Annotated in this window: 26 protein-coding genes; 5 read left to right on the top strand and 21 right to left on the bottom strand. The window is 63.1% G+C overall.

The window, feature by feature from the left end:
* Positions 1 to 3 precede the first annotated feature (3 nt).
* Positions 4 to 861, bottom strand: coding sequence for an RluA family pseudouridine synthase (locus B5G06_RS07210; protein ID WP_087188418.1), 858 nt, complete (start codon positions 859 to 861; stop codon positions 4 to 6).
* Between the two features lie 30 nt (positions 862 to 891).
* Between B5G06_RS07210 and B5G06_RS07205 the strand changes: the two genes are divergently transcribed.
* Positions 892 to 1,620: a nitroreductase family protein gene (locus B5G06_RS07205; protein WP_087188417.1), complete on the top strand. Its 729-nt coding sequence runs from the start codon at positions 892 to 894 to the stop codon at positions 1,618 to 1,620.
* A 1-nt stretch (position 1,621) separates the two neighbouring features.
* On the opposite strand, the gene B5G06_RS07200 is transcribed toward B5G06_RS07205, so the two are convergent.
* The gene (locus B5G06_RS07200) at positions 1,622 to 3,784 is read right to left on the bottom strand and encodes a transglutaminase-like domain-containing protein (protein ID WP_087188416.1); all 2,163 of its coding nucleotides are present in this window, start codon (positions 3,782 to 3,784) and stop codon (positions 1,622 to 1,624) included.
* An 83-nt stretch (positions 3,785 to 3,867) separates the two neighbouring features.
* On the opposite strand from B5G06_RS07200, the gene B5G06_RS07195 reads away from it, so the two are divergent.
* Complete coding sequence (locus tag B5G06_RS07195; RefSeq protein ID WP_158094674.1) at positions 3,868 to 4,602, top strand: copper homeostasis protein CutC; 735 nt, start codon at positions 3,868 to 3,870, stop codon at positions 4,600 to 4,602.
* 37 nt (positions 4,603 to 4,639) lie between these two features.
* Here B5G06_RS07195 and B5G06_RS07190 read toward each other — a convergent pair whose 3' ends face one another.
* Both B5G06_RS07190 and B5G06_RS07185 read right to left on the bottom strand, forming a co-directional pair.
* Positions 4,640 to 4,915 carry a metal-sensing transcriptional repressor gene (locus B5G06_RS07190; RefSeq protein WP_087188414.1) on the bottom strand — a complete coding sequence of 92 codons (276 nt, stop codon included), beginning with the start codon at positions 4,913 to 4,915 and terminating at the stop codon, positions 4,640 to 4,642.
* 62 nt (positions 4,916 to 4,977) lie between these two features.
* A complete protein-coding gene (locus B5G06_RS07185) occupies positions 4,978 to 5,373 on the bottom strand; it encodes a hypothetical protein (RefSeq protein ID WP_087188413.1) in 396 nt (131 codons plus the stop codon).
* 202 nt (positions 5,374 to 5,575) lie between these two features.
* On the opposite strand from B5G06_RS07185, the gene B5G06_RS07180 reads away from it, so the two are divergent.
* Positions 5,576 to 6,055, top strand: a complete 480-nt coding sequence (locus B5G06_RS07180; RefSeq protein ID WP_087188412.1) for a deoxycytidylate deaminase — start codon at positions 5,576 to 5,578, stop codon at positions 6,053 to 6,055.
* A gap of 75 nt (positions 6,056 to 6,130) precedes the next feature.
* Here B5G06_RS07180 and B5G06_RS07175 read toward each other — a convergent pair whose 3' ends face one another.
* From B5G06_RS07175 to B5G06_RS07160, 4 genes are all read right to left on the bottom strand, one after another.
* A complete protein-coding gene (locus B5G06_RS07175) occupies positions 6,131 to 7,252 on the bottom strand; it encodes a hypothetical protein (RefSeq protein WP_087188411.1) in 1,122 nt (373 codons plus the stop codon).
* A 4-nt stretch (positions 7,253 to 7,256) separates the two neighbouring features.
* A complete protein-coding gene (gene tsaA / locus B5G06_RS07170; RefSeq protein WP_087188410.1) occupies positions 7,257 to 7,958 on the bottom strand; it encodes a tRNA (N6-threonylcarbamoyladenosine(37)-N6)-methyltransferase TrmO in 702 nt (233 codons plus the stop codon).
* Positions 7,955 to 10,579, bottom strand: coding sequence for a translation factor GTPase family protein (locus tag B5G06_RS07165; protein ID WP_087188409.1), 2,625 nt, complete (start codon positions 10,577 to 10,579; stop codon positions 7,955 to 7,957). The genes tsaA and B5G06_RS07165 overlap by 4 nt, the downstream gene beginning before the upstream one ends.
* Positions 10,580 to 10,676: 97 nt before the next feature.
* Positions 10,677 to 11,477 carry a 7alpha-hydroxysteroid dehydrogenase gene (locus B5G06_RS07160; RefSeq protein WP_087188408.1) on the bottom strand — a complete coding sequence of 267 codons (801 nt, stop codon included), beginning with the start codon at positions 11,475 to 11,477 and terminating at the stop codon, positions 10,677 to 10,679.
* 148 nt (positions 11,478 to 11,625) lie between these two features.
* Between B5G06_RS07160 and B5G06_RS07155 the strand changes: the two genes are divergently transcribed.
* Positions 11,626 to 12,099, top strand: a complete 474-nt coding sequence (locus B5G06_RS07155) for an RNA polymerase sigma factor (RefSeq protein WP_087188407.1) — start codon at positions 11,626 to 11,628, stop codon at positions 12,097 to 12,099.
* A complete protein-coding gene (locus tag B5G06_RS07150) occupies positions 12,096 to 13,172 on the top strand; it encodes a hypothetical protein (RefSeq protein ID WP_087188406.1) in 1,077 nt (358 codons plus the stop codon). Before B5G06_RS07155 ends, B5G06_RS07150 begins: the two co-directional genes overlap by 4 nt.
* Positions 13,173 to 13,215: 43 nt before the next feature.
* Here B5G06_RS07150 and B5G06_RS07145 read toward each other — a convergent pair whose 3' ends face one another.
* The 13 genes from B5G06_RS07145 to B5G06_RS14035 form a co-directional block, all read right to left on the bottom strand.
* Positions 13,216 to 15,063, bottom strand: coding sequence for a glycoside hydrolase family 13 protein (locus B5G06_RS07145; protein WP_087188405.1), 1,848 nt, complete (start codon positions 15,061 to 15,063; stop codon positions 13,216 to 13,218).
* A gap of 14 nt (positions 15,064 to 15,077) precedes the next feature.
* Entirely contained in the window at positions 15,078 to 17,255 is a 2,178-nt protein-coding gene (locus B5G06_RS07140; RefSeq protein WP_087188404.1) for a penicillin-binding transpeptidase domain-containing protein, read from the bottom strand.
* A gap of 22 nt (positions 17,256 to 17,277) precedes the next feature.
* Positions 17,278 to 18,747 (bottom strand): DUF6056 family protein, encoded by a 1,470-nt coding sequence (locus tag B5G06_RS07135; protein ID WP_087188403.1) that lies wholly within the window; start codon positions 18,745 to 18,747, stop codon positions 17,278 to 17,280.
* Between the two features lie 17 nt (positions 18,748 to 18,764).
* Positions 18,765 to 19,277: a rod shape-determining protein MreD gene (gene mreD / locus B5G06_RS07130; protein ID WP_087188402.1), complete on the bottom strand. Its 513-nt coding sequence runs from the start codon at positions 19,275 to 19,277 to the stop codon at positions 18,765 to 18,767.
* 23 nt (positions 19,278 to 19,300) lie between these two features.
* Positions 19,301 to 20,143, bottom strand: a complete 843-nt coding sequence (gene mreC, locus B5G06_RS07125; protein WP_087188401.1) for a rod shape-determining protein MreC — start codon at positions 20,141 to 20,143, stop codon at positions 19,301 to 19,303.
* A gap of 18 nt (positions 20,144 to 20,161) precedes the next feature.
* Complete coding sequence (locus tag B5G06_RS07120; protein ID WP_087188400.1) at positions 20,162 to 20,752, bottom strand: Maf family protein; 591 nt, start codon at positions 20,750 to 20,752, stop codon at positions 20,162 to 20,164.
* A 20-nt stretch (positions 20,753 to 20,772) separates the two neighbouring features.
* On the bottom strand, positions 20,773 to 21,222 hold the full coding sequence (gene dut, locus B5G06_RS07115) for a dUTP diphosphatase (protein ID WP_087188399.1): 450 nt from the start codon (positions 21,220 to 21,222) through the stop codon (positions 20,773 to 20,775).
* A gap of 6 nt (positions 21,223 to 21,228) precedes the next feature.
* Positions 21,229 to 23,313, bottom strand: a complete 2,085-nt coding sequence (locus B5G06_RS07110) for a U32 family peptidase (RefSeq protein ID WP_087188398.1) — start codon at positions 23,311 to 23,313, stop codon at positions 21,229 to 21,231.
* A gap of 43 nt (positions 23,314 to 23,356) precedes the next feature.
* Positions 23,357 to 23,671, bottom strand: a complete 315-nt coding sequence (locus B5G06_RS07105; protein ID WP_087188397.1) for a cell division protein ZapA — start codon at positions 23,669 to 23,671, stop codon at positions 23,357 to 23,359.
* Between the two features lie 142 nt (positions 23,672 to 23,813).
* The gene (locus tag B5G06_RS07100; RefSeq protein ID WP_087188396.1) at positions 23,814 to 24,638 is read right to left on the bottom strand and encodes a helix-turn-helix domain-containing protein; all 825 of its coding nucleotides are present in this window, start codon (positions 24,636 to 24,638) and stop codon (positions 23,814 to 23,816) included.
* Between the two features lie 105 nt (positions 24,639 to 24,743).
* Entirely contained in the window at positions 24,744 to 25,517 is a 774-nt protein-coding gene (locus B5G06_RS07095) for a hypothetical protein (protein ID WP_087188395.1), read from the bottom strand.
* Positions 25,518 to 25,769: 252 nt separating this feature from the next.
* Positions 25,770 to 25,997: a DUF6199 family natural product biosynthesis protein gene (locus tag B5G06_RS07090; protein WP_087188394.1), complete on the bottom strand. Its 228-nt coding sequence runs from the start codon at positions 25,995 to 25,997 to the stop codon at positions 25,770 to 25,772.
* A 15-nt stretch (positions 25,998 to 26,012) separates the two neighbouring features.
* Positions 26,013 to 26,271, bottom strand: a 259-nt coding sequence (locus B5G06_RS14035) for a hypothetical protein (protein ID WP_204220766.1), incomplete at its 5' end; no start/stop codon positions are given.

Raw genomic sequence — 26,271 nt, 5'->3', positions numbered from 1 at the left:
GCCTTACCGGGTCAGCTTCCGGAACCCGGCGGGGGCCTCCGCCCGGAAGATGCGCTCCTCCCCGGTGAAGGGGTCGGTGAGTACCAGCTCATGGGCGTGGAGGCACAGCCGACCCAGAGGATCGGTGGCGGCTCCGTAGTCCCGGTCTCCGGCTACCGGACAGCCCAGCTCGCTGAGGTGGGCCCGGATCTGGTTTTTCCGGCCGGTGTCCAGATCGATCTCCAGAAGGGCGTATTCCTTTCCGGCGCTGACCATGGTATAATGGGTTATCGCTTCCTTACCGCCGGAGCGCACCGAGTATACCTTGTGGGCGGCGTTCTCCCGCAGCAGGGTGCGGATGGTATCCGAGTCCTTCGGAGGCCTGCCCTCCACCACCGCCAGATAGCCCCGGCGACCCACCAGCTTGTCCCAGTTGTCCTGGAAGGCCCGCTTGGTCTCCTCGTCCTTGGCGAAGAGGAGCACGCCGGAGGTGGCCCGGTCCAGCCGGTGGACAATGAAGATCCGGTTCCGGGGATCGGCCTTGCGGACGTAGTCGGTGGCCATGTGGTAGGCGGTGCGCACCTTCTCCTTGTCGGTGGCCATGCTCAGCAGACCGGCGGGTTTTTCGATGACCAGCAGCCTGCCGTCCTCGTAGAGGATGGGGAAGGGGGCCTTTTTGTCTCCCGCGCCCTGAGGAAGCACCACCACCGTCTGTCCCGGCAAGAGAGGATGGTCGTGGCGGGTGACGGTCTTGCCGTCCACCTGGACCTGGCCCCGGGTGAGCAGGGACTTGACGCTGTTGCGGCTTTTGCCGGTCACATGGGCCAGCAGGAAGGGGAGCAGGGTGTCCTGCTCGTCTACGGAATAGCGTTTTTCTTGCATATTTTCACATCCATTCAGGAGGTTTTGTCAATGAATGACGTTTTGCATCAGCTTCGGGACCGCAAATCGGTGCGGGCCTATCTGGAAAAGCCCATTGCCCCCGACGACAAGCGGGCCATCCTGGAGGCCGCCTGCGCCGCCCCCACGGCGGGCAACCAGCAGCTGTACACCATTCTGGACATTACCGATCAGAAGCTGAAGGATACCCTGGCGGAGACCTGCGACCACCAGCCCTTTATCGCCCAGGCGCCTCTGGTGCTGATTTTCTGCGCCGACTGTCAGAAGTGGTACGACGCCTTTGACGCTGGCGGCTGCCAGCCCCGGAAGCCGGGGGTGGGAGACCTGCTGCTGGCCTGCTCCGATGCCAACATCGCCGCCCAGAACGCCGTTACCGCTGCCTGGAGCCTGGGCATCGGCTCCTGCTACATCGGGGACGTGATGGAGCAGTGCGAGACCCACCGGCAGCTGCTCAACCTGCCGGACTATGTGTTCCCCGCCGCCATGGTGGTGTTCGGCTACCCCACCGCCCAGCAGCAGAGCCGGGAGAAGCCCCGCCGCCGGGCCCTGCCCTACATGGTTCATGAAAACGGCTATCGCCGGATGAACGCCGGGGAGCTGGAGCGGATGCTGGCTGATAACGCGGGCCAGCGGCCCTATGCTGACTGGCTCCAGGCCTTCTGTGCCCGAAAGTATAACTCCGACTTCTCCCGGGAGATGACACGGTCGGTGGAGGAGTATCTGAAGAACTTTAAGGAGTAACTTACACCAGCTGCTCCAGCACCCGCCGCAGCAGGTCCGCCGCCCCCACCTGGTAGCCGCAGCAGGCGTAAGCCGCCCGGCCCTCCTGGTCCCGTACCACCGCCAGAGGCGGCTTGTCTGGGTCCAGACCCAGATGGCGGGCCACCGTCTCCACCTGATAGCCCCATTCGGGGTAGACCAGCTGTACCGACGGCCATTGGGCCAGCAGTTCCGCCAGGGTGGCCTGCTGTTCCGCGCCGGGCCGCCGCAGGAAAAAGACCACGTCCCCGTCCAGGGCCTGAAATGCGGGTAGGGCGGCGGAGAGTTCGTTTAAAATATGTTCCGTGGGTTCCGCCCCCTCCTCCAGCCAGAGGAGGAGGGCGGCTTTTTCATGGGCTTCGGCCAGCTCCGCCAGGGGCAGCTCCCGGGGAGAGATCAGATCGTCCACCGAGCAGTCCCGCAGCACCAGCGGGATTTCCTGTTCCTGCCCCGCCTCCAGGGTGAACTCCAGGCGGCTTGCAAACTGGTCCCCTGCCGGCAGCCGCAGGGCGGTGAGCACCCGGTAGCGTCCGGCGGGCAGGGTGACATTCAGCTTGTTTTTGTGCCAGGCCCGGTCGGTCAGCCTGAGGGGTTTCCACATTTCCCCCGTCCAGAAGTCCAGCGACCAGTTCTGCCGGTAGAGAAAGCGCTCCACCGGGGCCTTCCGGAAGGTGACTTTTCCACATTCCTCCGGCTCCTTGGGGACAAATTTCCCGTTTTGCCACACCAGCACCGCCCCGTCCAGGGGGCGCAGCAGGGCAGGCACCCCCTGCTGCCGCAGGGCAATGACCTCACCCACCGCGCCGGGCTGGGGGATGGACCAGTCGGTGAGCCGTTCAAAGGCCACCCGGGGGCAGAGGACAAACCGCCGGAATATCTCCGCCGGGTACCGGTCCGCCCAGGGCCGGGCCCGTTCCAGATGGACCTCCAGCAGGTCTGCCGTCACATCCCGCAGGTCCTTGTCGGACAGGGAGGAGAGGAGAGCGGGGCGCAGCGGGTCATGATTCCTGCTGAGAAAGGCATAGATCTCCCCAAAATTGCCCCGGGCCTTTTGAAGCAGCTCCCGCTGCTGGGGGTAGTTTTGGGCCTTCTCCTCATCCCAATAGCCCGCCATCCGCGCCTGCCGCTTGGCGGTCCCTGCCGCCAGTACCGCAGCCCGTTCCTGGCGCTGGGCCTGGTCCAGAGGGGCGGGGTTGACGGGAGCATCCTGGGGGGCGCGGAAGTCGAAGGGAGTCCAGTCCGTGCAGGGAGAGGGGAGGGTCAATTTGGCCTCGTCCTCGGTCCGGCCGTGGCAGAAGGCCTCCTTCTCCCCGGTGGACAGGTGGAGATCGCCTATCCCCAGCTCAACCTGGACCCTGCAGGTTTCATCGGCGGTAAGGGCGGCAATGGGGCAGAAGCGAGACTCGTTGAGGACTTCCAGCGTAATGGTCTCCCCCGGCCCGGCCTGGAAGGTGTAGGTCTTGGTGTGGGCGTAGCGGGCTGTCTGGTTGTGGTACAGGGCCTGTCCCTGCCTGCCCAGAGGGGCGCCGTGGAGGGCCAGGTCGGCCACCGGGCCGAAGGTGCGGCTGTGGACCAGCATGGCCCGGGAGGCGGCGGTGTTGAACCAGCCCCGGTCCAGCACCGGCTCCGGCTCGCAGGCTCCCAGGAAGCGCCACTTGCCCTCACATAGCACCTCCACCCAGGCGTGGTTGTCGTCGCAGTGGGACCAGCGGGGGGCGTACACCTGCCGGGCGGCCAGACCCACAGCGCGCAGGGCGGACACCAGGAAGGCGGACTCCTCCCCGCACCGGCCGCTGCCGCAGCGGTATACCGTCAGGGGGGAGGCGGTGCGGTCGTCCTGGGCCTGATAGCTGGCCTGCTCGTGGCACCAGCGGTTGACCTCCAGGGCGGCCTCCTCCTGGGACAGGTCCTTCACCCGGTTCCACAGATGGCTGTAAAACAATGCCCGGTGGTCGGACAGATCCTCGTCGTTGACCCGGGGGCAGAGGACGTACTGCTCGTAGGCCTCCCGGCTGAGAGAAGCGCACCAGGGGACGGTCTGGCGCAGCATATGGCTGTGGGCGGCGAAGGCCTCAAACAGGGACTGGGGGTAGCTGTCCCAGTCCTCCGGCAGGGCCTGCCGGATAAAAGTCAGTTCCTGATCCATATGATCCACTCCTTTGGAATGGGGCTATGATATCACATTTCTTTGTGGTATCATAGCCCCAGATGAGAAAAGAAGGTGTTGCCATGATTTTGGAAGTGTGCTGCGGCTCGGCGGAGGATGTGCTGATTGCCGCACAGGCCGGCGCCCACCGGGTGGAGCTGAATTCCGCTCTGTTTTTGGGGGGACTGACTCCCTCCATCGGGGCCATGACAGTGGCCCGGCAGGTGTCCATCCCCATTATGGCCATGGTGCGGCCCCGGGAGGGGGGCTTCTGCTACAGTGAGGCGGAGTTTGCCGCCATGCTGGCTGACGCCCGCGCCCTGCTGGCAGCAGGGGCGGACGGCATCGTGTTCGGCTGTCTCCACCCCGACGGCAGGGTGGATAGGGCCCGGTGCGCCGCCATGCTGGAGGTCATTGGGGAGAAGGAGAGCGTGTTCAGCCGGGCCATCGACGTGGTGCCCGACTGGCGGGAGGCTCTGGACGTGCTGATAGAGCTGGGGGTGACTCGGGTGCTCACCAGCGGTCAGGCCAGTTCCGCCCCGGCGGGGGCGGATACCATCCGGGCCATGGAGGAGTATGCCGCCGGACGCATCCAGATCCTGCCCGGCTGCGGAGTGAAACCGGACAACGCCGCCGCCCTGCTGGCTGCCACCGGCTGCGATCAGCTCCACGGCTCCTTCAAGACCAGCCGCACCGACGTTTCCGCCACCCACAACCCGGCGGTATCCTTCTCCGGCGGGGTATGTCCCCCGGAGGAGCAGGTGCCGGTCACCGACGCCAGCGCCGTCCGGGCGGCGGCGCTGGCCCTGCACGGATAACAACAGGCGCGTCCCACCGGATGGGACGCGCCTGTCTTCAGCTCATACGGGAAAAATGCTCGATAGCCTTGGCAAATTCAGAGATGGTGCGGTCGGCGTCGCCGTGCTCGATGCCGTCCCGGACACAGTGGTTGAGATGACCCTCCAGCACCACCTGACCCACCTTGTGCAGGGCACTTTTGGCGGCGTTGATCTGCATGAGCATCTCCTCACAGGGTACGTCCTCGTCCACCATCCGGTCAATGGCGTTGAGCTGGCCGATGATCTTCTTCAAGCGGCGGTGCAGATTGTCAGCGTCCATACACTGTCTCATGGGCGCTCCCCCTTTCTGTGATGAAAAGGGCTGCTGCGTCCGGCAGCAGCCCTTGACTGGATTCAGCTACGTTCCTCAAAACTGGCGCCGCAGTTGCGGCAGTTGACGGTGATCTTTCCTTTGCCCCGGGGCACCCGCAGATACTGCCCGCAGTTGGGGCATTTGAAATAGCGGTGATCTTTGTCCCGGTGGATGGTGCGCCGCATTTTGAACCAGCGGATGAACGGCCCGAACAGGGCCAGAAACCGGGCGTTTTCCGCCCGACGGCGGTCAATGCGGCGGGAGAACATCCGAAACAGGTTCCACAGCAGCACGGCCAGTGCCAGCCAGGAGATCCATGCCATATGGGGCAGTGCCGATATAAAAATCAGCACCACATACAGGAAAAGCAGGAAAAAGGAGAGGTGATCGCTGCCATACCGTCCGTACATCAATTTTCGCAAAAAATTCATGAGCATGAAATACGGTCGTCTCCTTTGACGTAAGAATTGGGTGCACTTTTGATGTCTATATGATAGCGCCTGCGGCTTTTTTCGTCAAGGATACAACCGTAAACATTTCATGAACGATGGACCGGCGGAGAAGGCGGTACTTGCGGTTTGGAGAAAAAACCGCTATACTGACGGTATCAAATGAGAAGTGACACAAAGGAGGGTCCCCATGGGCCGCATCGACAAGGAAAATTACTATCTGGACATCGCCCAGACTGTGGCCGAGCGGGCCACCTGCCTGCGCCGCTGCTACGGCGCGATCCTGGTAAAGAGCGACGAGATCATTGCCACCGGCTACAACGGGGCTCCCCGGGGCCGGAAAAACTGCGTGGATCTGAACTACTGTACCCGGGAGGCCCTGAATATCCCCTCCGGGGAGCGGTATGAGCTGTGCCGCTCTGTCCACGCCGAGGCCAACGCCATCATCTCCGCCGCCCGCAGCGAGACCATCGGGGCCACCCTGTACATGGCCTGTGTGGACCCCGCCACCGGGGAGCTGATCCCCAACTCCACCTCCTGCTCCATGTGCCGGCGGCTCATCATCAACGCGGGCATCCAGCGGGTGGTCATCCGCAACACCAAGACCGACTATTCCGTGGTCCATGTGGAGGACTGGGTTCGGGAGGACGACTCCCTGCCCCAGACCTGAGACGGAAAGGGGAATATGGACAGGCAAAGGGCCTGCTGCAATGGTGCAGCAGGCCCTTTTTAACGGAACAGACGGTCAGCTCTCTTCTTCCGGCGGCTCCACAGTCATGTAAATGTAGGAGGAGCTGTAGTCGTTGTAGTCCTCCTGGCTCTCCGTATAGTAGCCGATGAACAGGCCCTCTTCATCATAATAGGACCGGCAGTTCTCATAGTAGGAGTTCTGTTGGAAGAGGGCGATAAAGTCCTCCCTGAGGGTGTGCTCTTCCCCCAGATTGGGGGACAGGAAGGGAACATCCGCCGAACGGAGGGCCCGGTTCAGACGGGCCAGATCTGCCTTTGCCTGAGCGATGTTGTCCTCCTTGGAGGCACTGACGTCGATGTCCAGGGAGTAGGTAATTTCCTCCACCACGCCGTCGTTGTTCACCGTGGCGGACAGGTAGGACTGGGTGTCGTTGTCCTCGTGTTCCAGGTAACCCGTTACGCGGTACCCGTAATCCTTGTAATATTCCATGGGGTCGTCGGCATATGCGCGGTCACAGGAGGCTTCAAAAACCTGCTCCAGCTTCTCCAGTATCACCGCCGCCCGGGCCGCCCCCTCCCGGCTCTCCCGGACTGCCTGCACATAGTACGGCGTCGCCACGGCTAGCTGCAGGACCAGCGGAACCAGGATGATGACCGCCACCCGCAGCTTGACGGAGGGCAGCTTCATGCCCAGAGCTTCTGCAATGCGCTTGGCGCTTTTCCGGATTTCAAACAGGATGCTCACAATGGCGTGCAGTCCGATGAGTCCGCCCACGGCAGTGCTGATGTCGCCCGCAGTCTTCACTCTGTCGTCGTCGGAGCGGGACATGAGCCGCCCGGCGGCGATGGCGGTGTTGGCGGCCAGTACCTCCGCCGAGCGGCCGGTGTAGGATAGATAGGTGTGGGCCTTTTCCTGAATGACCTCCCACTTTTTTCTTCTGACTCCCCATATGACGCTGACACCCTGAAATAAAAACAGGACCATATAGATCAGAAGAATGGCAATTGCCACATAGGCTACCTCCATGCTGGAACCGGACAGGTGAAACACCACGCTTCGGATCATGTCCAGAAAGATCCAGATAAACATGGACAGCAGGCCTGTACACAGATAGGCCGCCGCCGTCACAGGGCGGGTATAGTACTTCTTGATGGTGCGGATTTCTTTTTCCGTCATAAGTTCACATCCTCGTTTCGGCGGGGGAGGCGTGTTTGACGGAACGGACGGTGAGGGTCTCTCCATCTACCGAAAAGCCCACCTCCACCCCGCCGAAGGCCATGCCGTACACCCGGTCGGGGTTGTGCTGATAGGAGGGCCTGGGGTCCCGGGACAGCACCCCGATGAGAGCCTCCCGCTTGTCCTCCGGTACCTGGGAGAGCAATTCCGGGGGGAACTCCACCTCCAGCACCTTGCCCCCCACGTTGCCGGTAAAGCCGCCGGTGGCCTCCGGATGGGAATCGGCGTAGGGCAGATAGGGCTTGATGTCCAGGATGGGGGTGCCGTCCATCAGGTCGGCCCCTGATACCACCAGCACGGTACCCAGTTTGGGGTCCTTCTGGATGGACTCCAGTTTCACGCAGGACAGGCCGATGGCGTTGGGCCGGAAGGGGGAGCGGGTGGCAAATACCCCCATACGGGTGTTGCCCCCCAGCCGGGGGGGCCGCACCGTGGGGGACCACTTGTCCCGCACGGCCTCAGAAAACTGCCAGATGAGCCAGATGTGGGAGAACTCCTCCAGTCCCCGCAGGGCGTCCGGGTTGCGGTATTCAGGCTCAAAGACGATGGTGGCCTTCAACTCCCCCACCAGCCCGCTCTGCCGGGGGATGCCGAACTTGGTGGGGAAGTCGCTGCGGATGCGGGCGATACTATGCATGGGGATCATTTGCTTCCCTCCTGTGCCTTCTTCAGGGCGGCGGCCACCGGCCGGGACGGGGTGGACCGGTTGTTGCGGGCCAGGATGGCGGCGATCTGACCACCCACCTGCTCCAACTCCGCCTTGAAGGTGGTGGCGGACAGCCGGAGGGCTCCGTGGCCCAGGATGATGAGCTGCTCCGCCCCGTCGGAGGTGGCTACCCGCACCTGGTGGTGCTTGCCAATCTCGTAGGTGGTCCGCTCGATATAAGTGTCCGCCGTCTCCGCCTCTTTGGTATACACAACGTAAATATTGTGATATTTGAATACATCCTGTACATTGCGGGGCACCTTATAGGCGTCAAACACCAGGATGACCACGCATTTTTTGAAGCCCTGGTAGTTGCTCAGCAGGTCCATCAGCAGCTGCCGGGCGGCGTCCAGATTGGTCTGGGCCACCGCCTTCAGCTCCTCCCAGGCGAAGATGATGTTGTAGCCGTCCACCAACAGGTACTCCGGCCCCTTGTTCTGGGTCTGGACGTTGTACTTCCGCTCGTCCAGGCTGGTGCGGGCGGGTTTGGGCTGGGGACGGAAGGAGTTGCGCTCCACCTTGCCGTAGGTGCGCTCGTAGATGGCCAGCAATTCCTTATCCTGCTCCAGCGACAGGCCGGGGTTGGAACTGCTCCGCCGAACGGGGGCGGCGGGGGTCTCCGGCTCCGGGGGCTTGTCCAGGGACAGGCCGCTATCCACATGGGCCATCTCCTTCACCTGGTCCCACTTCACGTTATACCCCGCCCCGTGGGCGCAGAACACCGAGCCGGTGGGGTTGTCCACATCCCGCTCCGGGTCGTAGCCCAGGGCCTCCACCACAGTTTGCTGGTCGTGGCAGGGGTAGTAGCCCTTCAGGGTGCAGCTCAGCCGCCCCATGCCTCTGGTGTAGGCGGCCACCTCGCCGCCGTAGTCCCGCAGCCCGGCCACCGGGGCGGTGCCGGTGAGGACGGTCAGCTCTCCCGCCGTCTCGGGGGGCTCACAGTCGCCACCCATCCGCTGCAGGTCGCTCATGGCCCGGCCCACCTGGGCGGCAGGCACCTCCAGCCGGAAGGAATACCAGGGCTCCAGCAGAATCGTTTCCGCCTCCATCAGACCCTGGCGCACCGCCCGGTAGGTGGCCTGCCGGAAGTCGCCCCCCTCGGTGTGCTTCAGGTGGGCGCGGCCAGCCAGCAGGGTGATTTTTACGTCGGTGAGGGGGGAGCCGGTGAGGACGCCGGGGTGGGCCCGCTCGGCCAGATGGGTGAGAATGAGCCGCTGCCAGTTGCCGTCCAGCACGTCCTCCGGGCAGGCGGTGGCCAGGGTGATGCCACTCCCCCGCTCCCCCGGCTCCAGCAGCAGATGGACCTCGGCGTAGTGGCGGAGAGGCTCGTAGTGGCCCACGCCGATAACGGGAGAAGCGATGGTCTCCCGGTACATGATGCCCCCCTGGCCGAAACTGACGTCCATGTTGAATCGTTCGGCGATAAGCCGCTGCAAAATCTCCAGCTGGACCTGGCCCATGAGCTGGATGTGGATCTCCTTCAGCCGCTCGCTCCACACCAGATGGAGCTGGGGGTCCTCCTCCTCCAGCTGGCGCAGCTTCTGCAGGGCGGTGACCGGGTCCTGCCCCTCGGGCAGGATTACCTGATAAGTGAGCACCGGCTCCAGGGCGGGGGGCGCACCCTCCGCCTCAAAGCCCAGGCCCTGCCCGGCGGCGGCGGAGCCCAGCCCTGTGACCGCCACCACGGACCCCGCCGGGGCCACGTCCACCGGTTGGAATTTCACGCCGGAGTACACCCGCAGCTGGTCGGCCTTGTCGCTCCAGCCGGGGCCATCCAGCACTGTCTTTACCTTCAGGCTGCCGCCGGTAATCTTCATCCAGGCCAGCCGGTTGTTCTGAGTGTCCCGGGAGATCTTGAAGATGCGGGCGCCGAACTCCTCCCCGTACACCGGACGGGGGGCGTAGCGCTCCAGGCCCCGGAGGAAGTCCTCCACCCCCTCCAGCTTTAAGGCCGAGCCGAACCAGCAGGGGAAGAGCTTCCGCTGGGCGATGAGGGCGGTGAGGGCAGCGTCGGCAATGCTCCCCGTCTCCAGGTAGTCCTCCAGTAGAGACTCGTCACACAGGGCGGCCTGCTCACAAAGGGCCTCCTGATCGGCCATATCCACGCAGCCCTCGTCCAGCTTGCTTTTCAGCTCACCAAGCAGAGCGGCCTTGTCCGCCCCCGCCAGGTCCATCTTATTGACAAAGAGGAAGGTGGGCACATGATAGCGCTCCAGCAGCTTCCACAGGGTATGGGTGTGGCCCTGGACCCCGTCGGCTCCGCTGACCACCAAAATGGCGCAGTCCAGCACCGACAGGGTGCGCTCCATCTCGGCGGAGAAGTCCACGTGGCCTGGAGTGTCCAGCAGGGTGATCTCCAGCTGTTCCAGAGGAAGCACCGCCTGCTTGGAGAAGATGGTGATGCCCCGCTCCTTCTCCATAGGGTCGGTGTCCAGAAAGGCGTCCCCGTGGTCCACCCGGCCCAGCTTCTTCAATTTTCCGCAGGTGTAGAGCAGTCCCTCGCTGAGGGTGGTCTTGCCTGCGTCCACATGGGCCAGAATGCCCACCACTAATTTTTCCATAGCTGCCGTCCTTTGCGGTATGATAGGATAGTATATCATGTCCGGGGGAGCGGGGCAAATAAAAAGGGCCCCGAAGGGCCCTTTTGGGAAGCTGGAATCAGCCTTTGGCGCCGTCGCCCATATAGGAGCTGTACAGCGGAGTGGGCAGGCCGAAGCCGCCGGCCACAGGCAGGATCTCGCCGGTGATGAAGGCGGCCCGATCGCTGGCCAGGAAGGCCACGGCGTCGGCAATGTCCTCGGGACGGCCGGGACGGTTGAGGGGGACGTTTTTCAGGAACAGATCCAGGAAGGCCTGGGACATATTGTTCAGGGCCGCGTCGGTGGCAGTGAAACCGGGGAGCACCGCGTTGCACCGCACCCCCTGCCGGGCGTACTGCACGGCGATGTCCTTGGTAAGGAAGTGGATGGCGGCCTTGCTGACGCCGTAGGCGGTGCGGCTCAGATCGGGATAGATGCCGCCCACCGAGCCGATGTTGATGATGGAGCCGCCGCCGTTCTTGGCCATGACGGGCACCGCCGCCTTGCTGGGCAGGTACACGCTCTTCAGGTTGGTGTTGACGATGCGGAAGAAGTCGTCGGTGTCGCCGGTTACCACGTCCAGATCGGTCTTGACGTCGGTGGCGCCAAAGTTGTTCACCAGAATGTCCAGACGGCCCTCCTTCTTGGCCACCTCGTCCACCATACCGGAGTAACTCTCCTCGTTGGCGGCGTCAAAGTAGACCACCCCGGCCTGCCCGCCGGCGGCGATGATCTCGTCGGCGATCTGCTGACCGGCGTCCATACGGCGCACGCCCAGATAGACAGCAGCGCCCTGGGTGGCCAGAGCCTTGGCGCAGGCCAGACCAATGCCGCGGGTGGAGGAAGAGACCAGTGCGACCTTTTGTTCCAGTTCTTTCATGATGGTGATTCTCCTTTTTGAACCATATGGTATGATTAAGATACTATGATAATAGCACTATCCGCCGTTGGGCGCAAGCATTATTTTTTGGAGCGGATGCAACAAAAGTGCCCCCTCAGGGATGTTAGGGGCGAAAGGGGGGAGGGCAATGGCAGAGGAAACCGGCCTGCGGCAGGTGGTGGAGACCTACGGGAACATGGTGTACCGCCTGGCGCTGGCCCAGACCCACAGCGGCCATGACGCCGACGACGTCTTTCAGGAGGTCTTTCTCCGCTATCTCCGCGCCGCCCCGGACTTTCGGGAGGAGGAGCACCGGAAGGCCTGGCTGCTGCGGGTGACAGTGAACTGCTGCAAAAAATTCCACACCTCCTTCTGGCGGCGGCATACCACGGCCCTGTCCGAGGCCATCCCCGCCCGGACGGAGGAGGAGGGGGAGCTGCTCCAGATAATGGAGGGCCTGCCGGAGAAGTACCGGGCGGTGCTCCACCTCTACTACTACGAGGGCTACGCCACCGGGGAGATTGCGGCCATCCTGGGCCGCAGTCCCAACACCGTCCGCAGTCAGCTGGCCCGAGGCAGGGCCCTGCTGCACGACGCATGGAAAGGAGCGGAAGAGCTATGACGGAAGAGAACTATCGGGCGCTGTTTGACCGGGCGTCCCCCGGCCGGGATCTGGTGGAGGATACCCTGGCGGCGGCGGAGCGGCCCCGGCGGAAGGGTATCCCCGCCAAGCGGCTGGCGGCCGCCCTGGTGTGTCTGGCCCTGGTGCTGGGGGTGGGCAACTACCAGGCTCTGGCGGCGGGGGTCCAGAAGATCATCCGGTTCTTTGCCGGTACCGGGGCGTCGGAGACCCCCGTCATGGTGGTGGAGCAGGCCGACCGGTGGACCGAGGGGGACTGGCTGTGCCAGCTGGACGGGGTGAGCCAGGGGGAGTGGCTGCTGCTGGAACTCTACCTGGTGAGCCCGGAGTTGGAAGAGCACCAGCTGGCCACCCGGAAGCTCCAGGTCTACGCCGGGGACACCCCCCTGGAACAGGGGTGTCTGGTCTACTCCGAGTGGCTGCCCTACAACGGCTTTGCTCCCCAGGGCCAGGCGTGGGTGTCCCTCTCTGGCCTGGACTGTGGGCCGGAGGTGGCCTGGCGGGAGGATGGTTACCAGTCCCGGGTCCACATGGCCTTCCTCTATCGGCTGCCGGAGGAAACACCCCGGGAGGTGACCTATGAGCTGCTGGATCTGGAGGCGGGCGGGTCCCGCACCGGATTGCTGGAACTCATCTCGGCGGAGACCCTGGCTGCCCACACGGACAGCCGGACCTTTGAGGAGGGCACGGTTACTGCCCTGGTCAGCCAGGATGGACGGCAGCTGTCGGTATACGCCCACCAGGAGGAGAACGACGACGGCCTGCTGCTGACGGGGGCTGCTCTCTTCCACCATCAGGTCACCTTTATCGGGGCCTCCGGGGAGCGTTACCCCGACGCGGGAGAGGGCTTCCGCAGTTTCACTTCCGGCCATGTGAACGTCCAGCTGGCCTCTGCCCCCGACTGGGTGGAGGAACCCATTGTGGCGGTGGAGATCGGGGCGATCAGGCTGGTCTATGAGCATGATACCTGGTGGGACGGTCCGGGAGGAGGCATCGTCCGAACCCAGGATGACGTGGTCTATGGGGACCTGAACTGGGTCATTGATCTAATATAAACCAAACGGGCCTGCTGCAGTTGCAGCAGGCCCGTTTCAGATTTTATCGGGTCCCCGGCCGGTAGGGGGTGAGCAGCCAGCCGGTCATGGGAGGCAGAGCCACCTGCCCGGCGGGCAGCTCCATGCCGGTCATCCAGTCTTTGGCGGCCCAGGGCAGAGTGATGAGCTCAGGAGCTTTGCCGATGTTGACGGCGGTGAGTACCGGCTGACCCTCCCCCTCCCGCAGGAAGGAGAGCAGCTTGCCCTCCGCCTTACACCAGTGGATGCTTCCCCGGCGCAGGGCGGGCAGTTCCCTCCGGGCCTTGCCCAGGCTGGCGTACCAGCGGCGGAGCACGTCGTCCGCCATCTCCCAGCGGTAGGTCCGGCGGTTGAAGGGGTCCTCAAAGCCTTCAATGCCTGCCTCGTCCCCGTAATAGATCATGGGGGAGCCGGGGAAGGCGAAAAGCACCAGAGCCCCCAGCATCAGCTTGGACCGGCCCAGCAGATATTGCTCCGGGGTAAGGAAGTAGGAGGAACGCCAGTCCTTGTCGTGGTCCTGGCCGTCCCCGCCGTAACCCAGCAGGGTGAGGATGCGGGGGGTGTCATGGGTGCCCAGAAAGTTCATGGCGGAGCGGAAGGCAAAGGGGGGATAGTTCTCCCGGATGGCCTCCATGGTGTTCTTGAAGTGGACGGCGTCGCCCCCCATCAGATAGCCCAGCAGGCTGTTGCGGAAGGGGTAGTTCATCAGGCCGTCGCAGTGGCCCCCCAGGATGTGCTTGCGGCGGACGCCGTAGGCAATCTTGGTGGAGCCGTCCTCCCACACCTCGCCGATGACCACCGCCTCAGGGTTGGTTTCCCGGACGGCCTGGTGGATGCCGTGGACAAAGTCGTCGGGCAGCTCGTCAGCCACATCCAGACGCCATGCGTCCGCCCCCGCCTGCAGCCAGCGGCGGACGATGCTGTTTTCATCCCCGAAGATATAGTCCCGGTAGGAGGGCTCCCCCTCGTTGACGGCGGGCAGGGAGTAGATCCCCCACCAGGAGTCATATTTGTCCGGCCAATGAGAGAAATTGTACCACTTGTAGTAGGGACTGTCCTGGGACTGGCAGGCTCCGTTTTCCGGATAGGAGCCGTCCCCGTTGAAGTAGCGGCTCACATAGCCCTGGTGGTTGAACACACCGTCCAGCATGATCTTCATGCCCAGCTTGTGGGCGGCGTCGCACAGAGCCTTGAAGTCCTCCTCGGTGCCCAGCATGGGGTCGATCTTCTCATAGTCGCCGGTGCCGTAGCGGTGGTTTTCCGGCGCTTCAAAGATGGGGCAGAAGTAGATGGTCTCCACCCCCAGGTCGTGGAGGTAGGGGAGCTTTTCCATAACGCCCTTCAGGTTGCCTCCGAAGAAGTCCCGGTTGCGGACCTCGCCGTTCTGGTCGGGCCGGTACTCCGGCTCCTCCCGCCAGCTGGTGTGGACGGTGCGGCCCCCGGGCATCCCGGTGGGATCGGGCACTCTGGTGCGGCGGAACCGGTCGGGGAAGATCTGGTAGGTGACCCCCTCCCCAAACCAGCCGGGCACCTGGTCGGTGCCGTCGTACACCGTCAGCTGATAGGGGCCCAGCTCCTCCTGGCGGCCGTCCAGCCCTTCCAGACGGAAGGAGTACCAGATCAGCCCCACATGGTCCCCGGTGTCCAGGGTGACCTTGAGCACGTCCCGGTCCCCGTCAATGCCGTCCCAGGCCATGGGCAGCTCCAGACGCCGCTCCTGAGAGGACTCAAAGTAGGCGATGAGCACCGCCTGGGAGAAGCCCTCCGTCCGGAGGGGGCGCAGGGTGAGGGACACCTGGGTGCCCGAGGGCACCGCGCCATAGGGCTGTTTATACCGGCTGTCCCGGCTGTCAAAGGTCATTGCATCCAGCAAAGAAAAGACTCCCTTCAGCGGATCAAGGTATTTTCTGTCCCAATGGATTCCATGGTATGCTCGCTGCCGAAGTAATAGTTCACGATCTCACCGGCGGCGCTGGCCAGGTTGGCACCGGAGGCGCCGCCCTCCACCACCATGGAGATGACGATCTCCGGATCGTCATAGGGGGCGAAGAGGACGAACACGGCGTTGGCGTTTTCATCGGCGGACACCTGGGCGGAACCGGTCTTGGCGCCCACTTCCACCGCCAGATTGCTCAGGTACTGGTCCACGGTACTCTCCTCATCGTTGGCCACCTCCCACATACCCTTCTTCACCGCCTCCACATAGGCGGGGTCCAGGTCCAGGGTTTCCACAGGCTGAGCCTCATACTCATACACTGTCTCGGAGAAGTCGCTGGATTTCACCGTCTTGAGCAGGTGAGTCTGGTAGCGGTTGCCGCCGTTGACCAGGGTGGCAATGTAGTTGGACAGCTGAAGCATGGTGATCTTGGTGTTGTCCTGACCGATGGCGGCGGACAGCAGGTTGCCGCCGTACCACTCCTGGCCCAGCATAGCGCTGGTTTCCGGGCCGGCTACATAGCCTTCCGCCTCGCTCAGTTCCAGGCCGGTTTTCTGGCCCAGGCCGAACATGGCGGCGTACTCGTCGATCTTATCAATGCCCAGCCGGTGGCCCAGGGTGTAGAAATAGATGTTGCAGGAGTCCCGCAGGGCGTCGGCCATATTTTCCCAGCCGTGGGTGCCCCGGTATTGACGGTAGATCCAGCACTGGGGATGGTAGTCGCCGTAGGGGTAATGCTCCTCCTCGGGCAGCTGGAGCGCACCGGTGTCCTGGATCTTCTCGGTGGGGGTCACCAGCCCCTCCTCCAGGGCGGCAATGGCCACCAGAGGTTTGAAGGTGGAACCGGGGTAATAGATCTCGCTGGTGGCCCGGTTGACAAAGGGGTTGCGGGGATCGTCGGACACCGCTTTATAGGCCTCGGTACTGCTGTACACGGTGGACAGGTCGTAGGTGGGGTAGGAGGCCATGGCCAGAATGCCGCCGTCGTTGACGCTCTGCACCACAATGGCCCCCTTCTCCTTGGTGTCGGCCAGACTCTCGATGGTGTTGGCCAGCACCTCCTCCACCTTCTCCTGGAGCCGCAGGTCCAGGGTGGTCATGACGTGGTTGCCCGGCTCGGGCTCCATAGCCTCGCCGGTCTCATCGTCCACCATCCAGCTCTCGCTGACTACCTTGCCGCTGGTGTTCATCTCCTGGATCAGGGTGCCTGACTTGCCTCGGAGGTAGTCCTCAAAGGCGGCTTCCATGCCGTCGATGCCCACTTTATCATTCATATTATAGCCCTTGGCCTTGTAGGTCTCCCAGTTTGCGCTCTGAATGGAGCCCACCCGGCCCAGAAGATGGGCGGCGCTGGTGGTGTTGTACTGCCGGACGGTGGTGGCGGAGATATTCACGCCGGTGAGACTCCGCTCTTTCACGGCTGAGATCACGTCGATATCCACATCCTGGGCAAAGATATACTCGGTCTGCTTCACGTTCTGGCTGCGGAGATTGAGCTCGTACAGCACGCCGATGAGAGCACGGGCGTCGGCGTCGGAGAGAGACTCGTCAATAAGGAAGTACTGCCGCAGGCCGTCGATGACCTCTTCCGCCGTGGGGCCCTCTCCCAGGTCAGCCACGCTGGAGGCGGCGGCCAGGTCGTCGCTGTCCCAGCGGTTGGGAAGAATATCAGTGCCCAGGGGCAGGGCGTTCAGCAGAGATCCCAGGTAGCTGAATTTGACTTTCCCCTCGCTGTTGGTATACACCAGGGCGTTTTCATCTGTATAGGTGAAGGGGGCGTCCTTGGAGATGGGCAGGGTATCGGTCCACTCCAGGCCGTTGTCCCGGCAGATGGTGATCAGCTCCATCAAATTGGCGTTGCGCTCCGCCTCCGCCCCCATGAGGGAGGAGTTGAGGGTGATCTCATAGGTGGCACGGTTGCCCACCAGAGAGCGGCCGTACCGGTCCAGGATCTCTCCCCGGGCGGCCTCCACTGTCACCGTGTTGGCGATCTTTACCGTGGAAGCGGCCCGGTATTCATCGCCCTTAACGATTTGCAGATTGTAAAGGACCATGACAAAGCCAATCAACAGCAATGCCAGAAGGATGGAAATAATCAGGGTACGGATGTTGAATTGCTTGCCTTCCACGAGTTCAGGTCTCCTTCCGGGGTCAGGGGCGAATGCGAACGGTCGTTTTGTGGTAGAAGTTGGCTGCCGCCCGGTTGACCCAGATGGCGGGGTCTTCCTTCAGGTCGCCGTTGAAGAGCAGCTCATTCAGGTTAGCCGGCACGTCCAACGGCTTCAGTACCACATCGGTAACAGTGGGGTCCTCCAGCAGAGGCAGGCGGTCCACCTGCTGCTGCCAGTAGTATTCTGCCGAGCCGTCGGCCAGGGCGGCGGCGGTCCGGCCGGCGGTGCTCATGTCGTAGTAGTGGTAGTAAACAGTGGTGAAAGCCAGCAGGGCCAGCAGCACCGGCACGGCCACCCAGGCCCGGCGCAGCACCTTCTCCCCACCGGCCAGCCGGGGCAGCACTGCCCGGCGAATCCAGCCCAGCCAGTACCACAGGTTGGAGGTCACCAGCCAGAAGAAGGAATAAAACACGATGCTCCGCAGCCGCTCCGGTCCTGCCTCCCCCAGGGCATAGAAGTGGGGGGCGTTCTGGGCGGCGAAGAGGAGAAAGGTAAAGACCGAAAAGACCACAGGCAGGGGGAAGGTGAACTTCACCTTGCCGGTGAGGGCCCACAGCAGGGGGATCATCAGCAGGAATACCAGCAGAATGGGCCAGCTGAACCACTCCAGCACATCGGCCCATGCCTGTTCAATGGAGCGGCACACCGCGTCCACCACCCCGATGGGGGGCGCCACGGTGGCCTGCCGGACCTGGTTGCCGGGGGCGACCACGCTGATCAGGAAGCCAGCCACCAGCACCGCCGTGGGAATCAGGGCGGGAAGGAACTTTTTCCGGTCCTTCCACAGAAACCACAGCAGGAACAGTCCGCACAGCAGGGTGCCCAGCAGCGCGGAGACATAGTTGCTTCCGCCCACCATCAGGGCGGCCAGTACGCCGGGAATCACCGCCCACAGGGTCTGCCGCCGGGTGGAGGCCAGCTTGAGGGCCACCAGCCGCTCAATCAGCAGCAAAAAGATGCCGTAGGTAAAGGTGTAATATACCGCGCCGTTCCACCAGTAGAAGGTGTCCTTGGGGGACTCTACAAACTGGATGGACAGCAGCAGAATGGGAACGGCCAGGAAAATGACCTGCTGCCAGGTCCCCCCCAGAGCCCGGCACACCAGGGTATGGGCCAGCTTAAAGGTGCCGATGCACAGGGAGGCCAGCATAACCACCGGGGTGAGCCAGTAGAGAAAGGGGGAGAAGGTGAGGGGGGTGAGGGTCATCATGCCAATGGCGGAGAAGGTGCCCTGCCACCCCTTGTAGCAGTTTAAAATATACTTCCAGCTGCCCACCAGGGGAAATTCTCCCTTGAGCAAAGACTCATGAGACAAAAGGGCGTAGCTGTAGTCGTCGGCAGAGGGCCAGTCGTACCGGCCCAGCAGCAGAATGGGGATCAGGCTGATCACCAGCAAAGCCAGCAGCAGCCAGGGCCCGTATTTTTTCCAGGCCGAATGGATACCTTGCATCGTTATTCTCTCTTTTCCTATAGAACGGTTTTCTTGGGGACCCGGTGAAACACCCACAGGAAGAGAGCGTATACCGGAAATACAAATACCATGGACCAGGCGATCTCCCGCCCGGCCAGGGACAGCATGGTGGGCAGAGTGGCTGTGCCCGACAGCAGCCGGGAGAGGATGCGCACAGCGTCGATACACACCAGAGCCAGCAGGGAGCACAGCAGACAGCCCAGCAGGTTCTGCCGCAGCACATACTGGGCCAGCGCCCCGGCGCCGAAGCCCAGCAGACACAGGCCCAGAGTCATGGCGCCGTCGGGGTTGAAATAGACCGCGTCGCACAGAATGCCCACGCCCAGGCCAAACCCGGCACCGGCCACGGTACCCTCCAGCACCGCCACTGCGATGGCGGCCAGAGGCAGCAGCATGGGGGCCACCCCAAACAGGGGAAAGCGGTTGAGGATATAGACCTCACAAAACCACACCGGCAGCAGGGCAAGGGCATATACGCCCCACTTGATGAAAAAATCCTGTCTGGTCACAGGGTACGTTCCTCCTTCAGGGTCTACTCCACAATGGTAAAGTCCTTGATGACAAAGACCTGCTGGAGGTTGCCCAGGTCAGTCTCGGGGACGATGACGGCATAGTCGGTCATACCGGAGGCGTCGGTGCGTACCTCCTCCACATGGCCGGCCACCAGCCCGGAGGGATAGACGCCGCCCCGGCCCGAGGTGGTCACCAGGTCGCCCGACATGAGCTGGCTGTTCTCCGGCAGGTAGGTCAGCTTCAGCTTGCCCTCGCCCATGAGGGCCAGGTCGCCCTCCAGAATGGCGGCGCCGCCGGTACGGACCAGCTGACCGCCCATCTCGGTGTTGGCGTCAATGAGGGTGCGGACGGTACACCAGTTCTCGCCCACCTCGGCCACGATACCCACCAGATTCCAGTATTCGTCCACCACGCAGTCATCCACTTCGATCCCCTGAGCAGAACCTTTACTCAGGGTGAGGGTGGACTCCCAGTTGGAGGTGGAGCGGGCGGTGACCATGGCGGCCTCCTTGGTGAACTCCTTGCCCTTGGGGGTGAGCTCCAGCAGGTTGTACAGCCGCTCGTTCTCCTGGATGGCGGCCTCGGCCTCCCGAATTTTGGACTCCAGCTCCGCGTTTTCCTTTTTCAGGTCCTCCAGTTCGGTCTTCATCTGCTCCAGCTCAAAGGCGTCGGAATAGCGCTCCTCCGCCCAGTTGGTGACGGCGCTGATGCCGTTGCGGACCGGGGTGGTGATGAAATTGACAAAGTTGGCCACCGGGTTGGCCTTGCCTCCCAGCAGCATGGAGACCACCGTCGTCACCAGTGCCAGCAGGATGGCGGCGATCAATATCAAAAGTCCGTTACGCCGGAAAAAGTCCTTCACGCCTGCATCCAGCCTTTCTTACCGTGCTGCGGCCAGGGCCATACAGTCCATGCCCAGCTGTCCCAGGATCTGACCCAGACGACACACCGGCAGACCCATCACATTATAATAGTCGCCGCTGATGCCCTGGATGAACAGGGCCCCGTAGCCCTGGATGCCGTAGGCCCCCGCCTTGTCCATGGGCTCGCCGGTGGCGATATAGGCCTCGATCTCCTCAGCGGTCAGGGAGCGGAAGGTGACGGCGGTTTCCTCCCACTGGCTGAACACTTGCTCTCCCCGCAGTACGGTGAGGCCGGTGTATACCTGGTGCCGGTTGCCCGACAGCAGGGAGAGCATCCGGAAGGCCTCCTCTTTGTCGGCAGGCTTGCCCAGCACTACCCCGTCCAGGGCCACTACCGTGTCGGCGGCAATGACCACCGTGTTGGGGTCGGCCTGGGCGGCCACCGCCTGGGCCTTTTCCAGGGAGATCTGCCGCACCAGCTCCGCCGGAGGCAGGTCCCGGTCCATATGCTCGTCAATGTCGGGGGTGACGATGCGGAAATCCCGCACCCCCATCTGCTCCAGCAGCGCCCGTCTCCGGGGGCTTTTGGAGGCCAGAATGATATCCATGAGATTTTCGTTCCTTTCCGTTATTGCCCGGTGGACCCAAAGCCGCCGGTCCCCCGGTCGGTCTCATCCAGCTCGGCCATCAGCTCCAGCTGGGGCAGTACCACCGGGGTCACCACCAGCTGGGCGATCCGGTCGCCGGGGTGGATGGTGTAGGGCTCCTCAGACAGATTGGTGAGCCCCACCATGATCTCACCCCGGTAGTCGCTGTCAATGACACCCACCCCGTTGGACAGGGAGATGCCGTGCTTGATGCCCAGCCCCGAGCGGGCAAACACCAGAGCCACATACTCCGGCCCCGGCAGGGCGATGGCAATGCCGGTGGGGATCTTCACCAGCTGCCGGGGTGCGATAATGATATCTTCCTCGATGCAGGCAGACAGGTCCATACCGGCGGAGCCGGCGGTGGCCCGGCTGGGCCAGGGCAGCTCCCGGCCGATTCTGGGGGACACCGCTTTGATTCTCAGCTTCATCTATGGTTACTCCACATCTCGATAATAAAGACCACGGGTGTACTCGTTGGGGCTCCAGCTGCCCTGCTCCAGATAGCGCCGGGTCACCTGGACGCACTCGTCAGGGGTTTCGGTGGTGAACAGCAGCCGCTGGGCCCACAGGCCGATGCGGCGGTAGTCGGCGGCCTTGTCCGCCAGGAAGAGCTTCTGGGAGTTGAGCAGCTCGTTGCGGCAGCCGGGGGCCTTCACCACCGGGAACTTGGCGCCCTTCCGGTCGGTCAGAATGTTGGTGCCCTGGCAGCCCTGCTTGCAGTCGCCGGTGCGGTTTTGAATGATGCAGTTCTCCATGATCATCAGGGGGAGCCGGCCGTAGGTGATGAGCTCCGTGTCCAGACTCTTGGAGATATCCCGGATCTGGGGGAACTTCAGCTCAAAGGACAGGGTGAGGGAGGAGAAGCCCAGACGTTTATATTCTTTCACAGCCTGAGCGTTATAGACCTCCAGACCGAAATCGCCCCGCAGGTTGAAGCCCAGTTCCTTAGCGACCTGGATCATGCCCAGGTTGCCCACCAGGGCGTCGGTCACCCCCAGGTCCTTCACCTTTTTCAGGTTCTCCACCATCTGGGGGAACTCCCGGTCCCAGGCAATGCGGGGCAGGATTACCCCGATAGAGGTGCCCGCCGGGGCGTTGGCTTTCTCCGGATGGGCGGCCAGTTCCTCCAGGGGGATATACACCATGGCGGGGCCCAGGTCCAGCAGCTCCTGGGTGACCTGATCCGCGGAGCGCACCGAAATGGTGAGAGCGGGGGCCTCCCGCCGGTTCTCATACCGGGCGCCGGGGTGGTATTCGCCGGTGCGGCGCTGGGGCAGCTGTTCCCGCTGCTTTGTGAGACCGTCCAGGGCATCCCGCCGCAGGGCATTGAGGGTGGACAGGGGGAGGGACAGACCGTCCTCCACCAGCACCCGCATCCGCTCCGCCCGATAGGGGGTACCACCGGTGCGGGCAAGCTGCTTCTCCACCGCGTCGGCCGTCAGGGGACGGGTGCGGGCCTCCTCGGGTACAGGACCCTCCACTGTGGATACCCGGCCCTCGGGGTCCTTCACGCCCACATGGGCAGGCTCGCCAGGGCGGAGCATGGCATAGAAGGTGACGGGCACCCGCTGGGCCTCGCCGCTCTGGTAGGTGTTGCGGGCGGCGGCGAAGAGCTCCTTGGGCTCCTTGGTCTCCTCCCGTACGCCGAACATATGGCTCCCCTGCTGGTCCAGGTAGTAGCCCTGAGTAAAGCCCTGGCGGGAGAAGGCGGCCTGAAGCTGCTCCATCTCCTGGGGGGTGGGCTCCCGGTCCTCATGGATGGCCCGGGAGAAGATGCCGGTGACCACCGCCACATACTCGGGCCGCTTCATCCGGCCCTCCAGCTTGACGCATTTTACCCCCATCTTCCGCAGCTGGCGCAGGTAACCCGCCAGAGACAGATCCTTCAGGGACAGGGGGTAGGAGTCCGCCTTGCCCTCCCAGCCGTATTTCAGCCGGCAGGGCTGGGCGCACAGGCCCCGGTTGCCGGAACGTCCCCCGATGACGGAGGAGAGGAAGCACTGGCCCGAGTAGCACATACACAGCGCTCCGTGGGCAAATACCTCGATCTCAATGGGGGAGTGCTGGCAGATATATTCGATCTGGTCCCGGGACAGCTCCCGGGAGAGCACCGCACGGGTCATGCCCAGATCGGCCACCATCTTCACGCCGTCCAGATTGTGGACGGTCATCTGGGTGGAGGCGTGGATGGGCAGATCGGGGGCTACCTGGCGCACCATCCGCAGTACGCCCATGTCCTGCACCAGCACCGCGTCGGCTCCCAGGGTGCTGGCCTCCACGGCAAAGTCGGCGGCCTGAGGCAGCTCACGGTCGGTGAGCAGGGTGTTGAGGGTCAGATACACCTTGGTTCCCCGCACATGGCAATAAGAAACCGCCGCCGCAAATTCCTCCCGGGAGAAATTCTTCGCGTTGCGGCGGGCATTAAAATCTCCGTATCCCAAATAGACGGCGTCCGCGCCGTTCTGTACAGCCGCCGCCACGGCCTCCATGGACCCGGCGGGGGCGAGCAGTTCCAACATACGACCCCTCCCGGAGCAGGGGGGCAGAACGCCCCCCGTTTCCTTACTTCTTGTTTTGCAGCTTGAAGATCTCCCGTTTGGCCTCAGAGAGCTCCATCTTCAGCTTGGTGGCTTCCTCCAGATATTCCTTCAGCTGGCGGCGCAGATTCTCTGCCGCCTCCACCTCTTTAAAATATTCGTCGGCAATGTTCACCGCCGCCAGGACGGCACCGTCCACCAGAGAGACGCGGGCGCCCTCCATGACCTCCCGCACCTTTTCGTCCACGTGGGCTGCCACCTTCTCGGTATAGCCGGCGTCCTCGGTGCCCACCAGGGTGTACTCCTGCCCGGCAATGGTAACGGCGACGCGGTTTTTCATGCAAACCCCTCCTGACCATAATAATTTACAATATTATATCACATCCAGCCCTGGAAGAAAAACAAATTCTTCGTGAATTTTCGCGGGGACACAAAGGGCCCGTGGGCGGAATGGATTCATTCTGCCCACGGGCCTTAGCCCTTTATCCTTTGAACTGCACCGCAGAGATCTGGATGTCCACCGTACCGCCTGTGCCGCTGGCGGGGGAGATGTCCACGCCGAAGCGGGGCTGGTTATCCCCGCCGCTCTCCAGCGCCTCAAAGGTACGGGTGGCGGTGGCTCCGGCGGGAATCTGAGTTTCCAGCATATCCCGCCCGTTTTCTTGCAGGTAACCGGCCTGGAACAGCAGGGGCTGGGTACCGTTGTTGGTGACGGTGACGCTGAGATAGCGGCCATTGGCGCCTATGAAGGAGATATCTCGTTCAAAATCGCTGCCCGAGCGGTATTCGGTATCCTCCAGCACATGGATGCCCATTTTCTGCTCCGCAGGCTCCACCTCGCCGAAGGGGCCTACCTGCTCCCCCGCCCGGTCCAGCGGCAGCTTGTCCCAATCCTGCTCCATTCCGCCCACCACGATGACCGAGCCGCTCTGTTTGCTCTTGCTGCTGTTCATCAGACCGCTGGCCCAAATCCCCAGGGCCAGGATCCCCACGGCCACCAGCCCCAACACCACCGGCAGAAGGTGCCGCCGGCCTTTGTGGGCCTGTACCGGCTCCGGCTCTTCCGTCAATGCCGCCGGTTCCGGAATCTCTTCCGGGACCTCCGCTCCTCCCACACCGTATACCAGCTCATCCAGCGACACCTGGTACAGCTTGCCCATCTGGATCAGGTTATCCAGGGTGGGCATCCCCGTTCCGGTTTCCCACCGGGAGATGGCCTGCCGGGATACGTTCAGCCGCTCCGCCGCCTCGGCTTGGGAAAGCCCCCTGGCCTTCCGGGCTTGGGCCAGTCTTTCTGTCAAATCCATGTTTTTTCACCTCAACAGCGCAGCGTATGCAGGAGTTAGTACCTCTCATTCTACTGTTCTTTTCCCTATTCCGCAACCCGCCTGAATCTGGTAAGATTCGGGGCGTTACCCGTTGAACTGTACCGCGGAAATCTGAATATCCACCGTTCCGCCCCCGCCGCTGCCGGTGGAGATGTCCACGCCGAAGCGGGGCTGAATGGCTGCACTGCTCTCCAGCGCCTCAAAGGTGCGGGTGACGGTTGCCCCGGCGGGGATCTGGGTGGCGAGCATATCCCGCCCCGTGGCATACAGGTGCCCGGCCTGGAACAAGAGCGGCTGGGCGCCGTTGTTGGTCACGGTGATGCTGACATAGCGGCCATTGGCGCCCACAAAGGGGATGTCCCGGCTGAAATCGCTGCCCGAGCGGAACTGGGTCTCCTCCAGCAGCATGATGCCGCCTTTTCGGGCGTCGGGCTGGACCTCGGCAAAGGGCCCTGCGGTCTTTCCCGCCTGATGCAGCGGAAGGGAATCCCATGCAGACGCCCCGGTACCCGGTTCCACCGTAATGCCGCCCCCATCGCCCCGGCCCAGCACGACGGTCGTTTCGCCTCCGTCCCAGGTGATGGGTACGTCCAGCAGGTTGGCGATGGTCCGCAAGGGCAGGTAGGTGGTGCCGCCCCCTGCCTCGTCGGTGTAGACGATGCTGGAGGGGACGGACTGCCCGCTCTCTGTGTTCACGCTGTCGCCCGCCGCGAAGATGGCCTTACCATTCAGCTGGAGTCCCACGGGGCTGAACTGCACCAGGCCGGAGGCGGCCAGGGCGGTGGTGACGCAGCCCATGGTCAGGACCGTGGCCAGGACGCCGCTTAAAAACGGAATGACAGGACGTTTCTTGTTCATATAATACCCTCCTAACTTTTTGCGTTGATGTTCCTTCCTGCGATGCAGGCTCCATCGCCTCCACCGCGCCAACATCGTAGTGCACGGGCCGTTATTTGTAAACCATTTTCCCGTTGCAGCGGGGGCAACGGAGCGTTGCCCCACATTTTGCGCGGCTTTTTAAGGGAAACAGACTGTTTGCTGAGGAAATGCAAATAAAAATCCCATGAACGAAATCCGCGGATTCCGCTCATGGGATCGAATAGATTGAGGTCAGAAGCGCAAGACCCGGCACAGCCGCAGGACCATGATCAGGTCAAACAGCAGAAAGAGAGCGCCGGAAATGCGGGTGGAAATAAGAAAGAGGTGGGTGGGTTCCGCCGACTTGATCCAGGGACTGCGGCTGATCCGCCAGAGTTCCCACATTGCGCCCGGACAGATCAGACTGACCAGACCGGCCAGCGCGAGGACGATTACAACCAGCCATTCAAACACGCCCATCCTAGATTACCTCCTTTATAACCGGGCCCCGCAGTGGGGGCAAATACCTTCCGCGCCCACGTCCCGCTCCCGAAGCCGCCCGCCGCAGCGGGGGCAGCGGCAGAAGCGCCAGGCGATGAGTACCATCAGCAGGATCATCACGCCGAGCAGGAGGAACACCGCCCAAAGGGGCAGCAGATCCTTCAGGAACAGGACCAGCAGCCCAGCCGCGGCCAGAATCCGCAGGCAGGTCCAGCCCACCCGGCAGAGGGGGGCTTTTTGTCCGGGGGAGGGC

This window comes from Flavonifractor sp. An52 (assembly GCF_002159385.1).
Classification (GTDB): Bacteria; Bacillota; Clostridia; order Oscillospirales; family Oscillospiraceae; genus Flavonifractor; species Flavonifractor avicola.
Note: the sequence above shows the minus strand (reverse complement) of the source record. Positions and strands in the feature narration are given on the sequence as shown.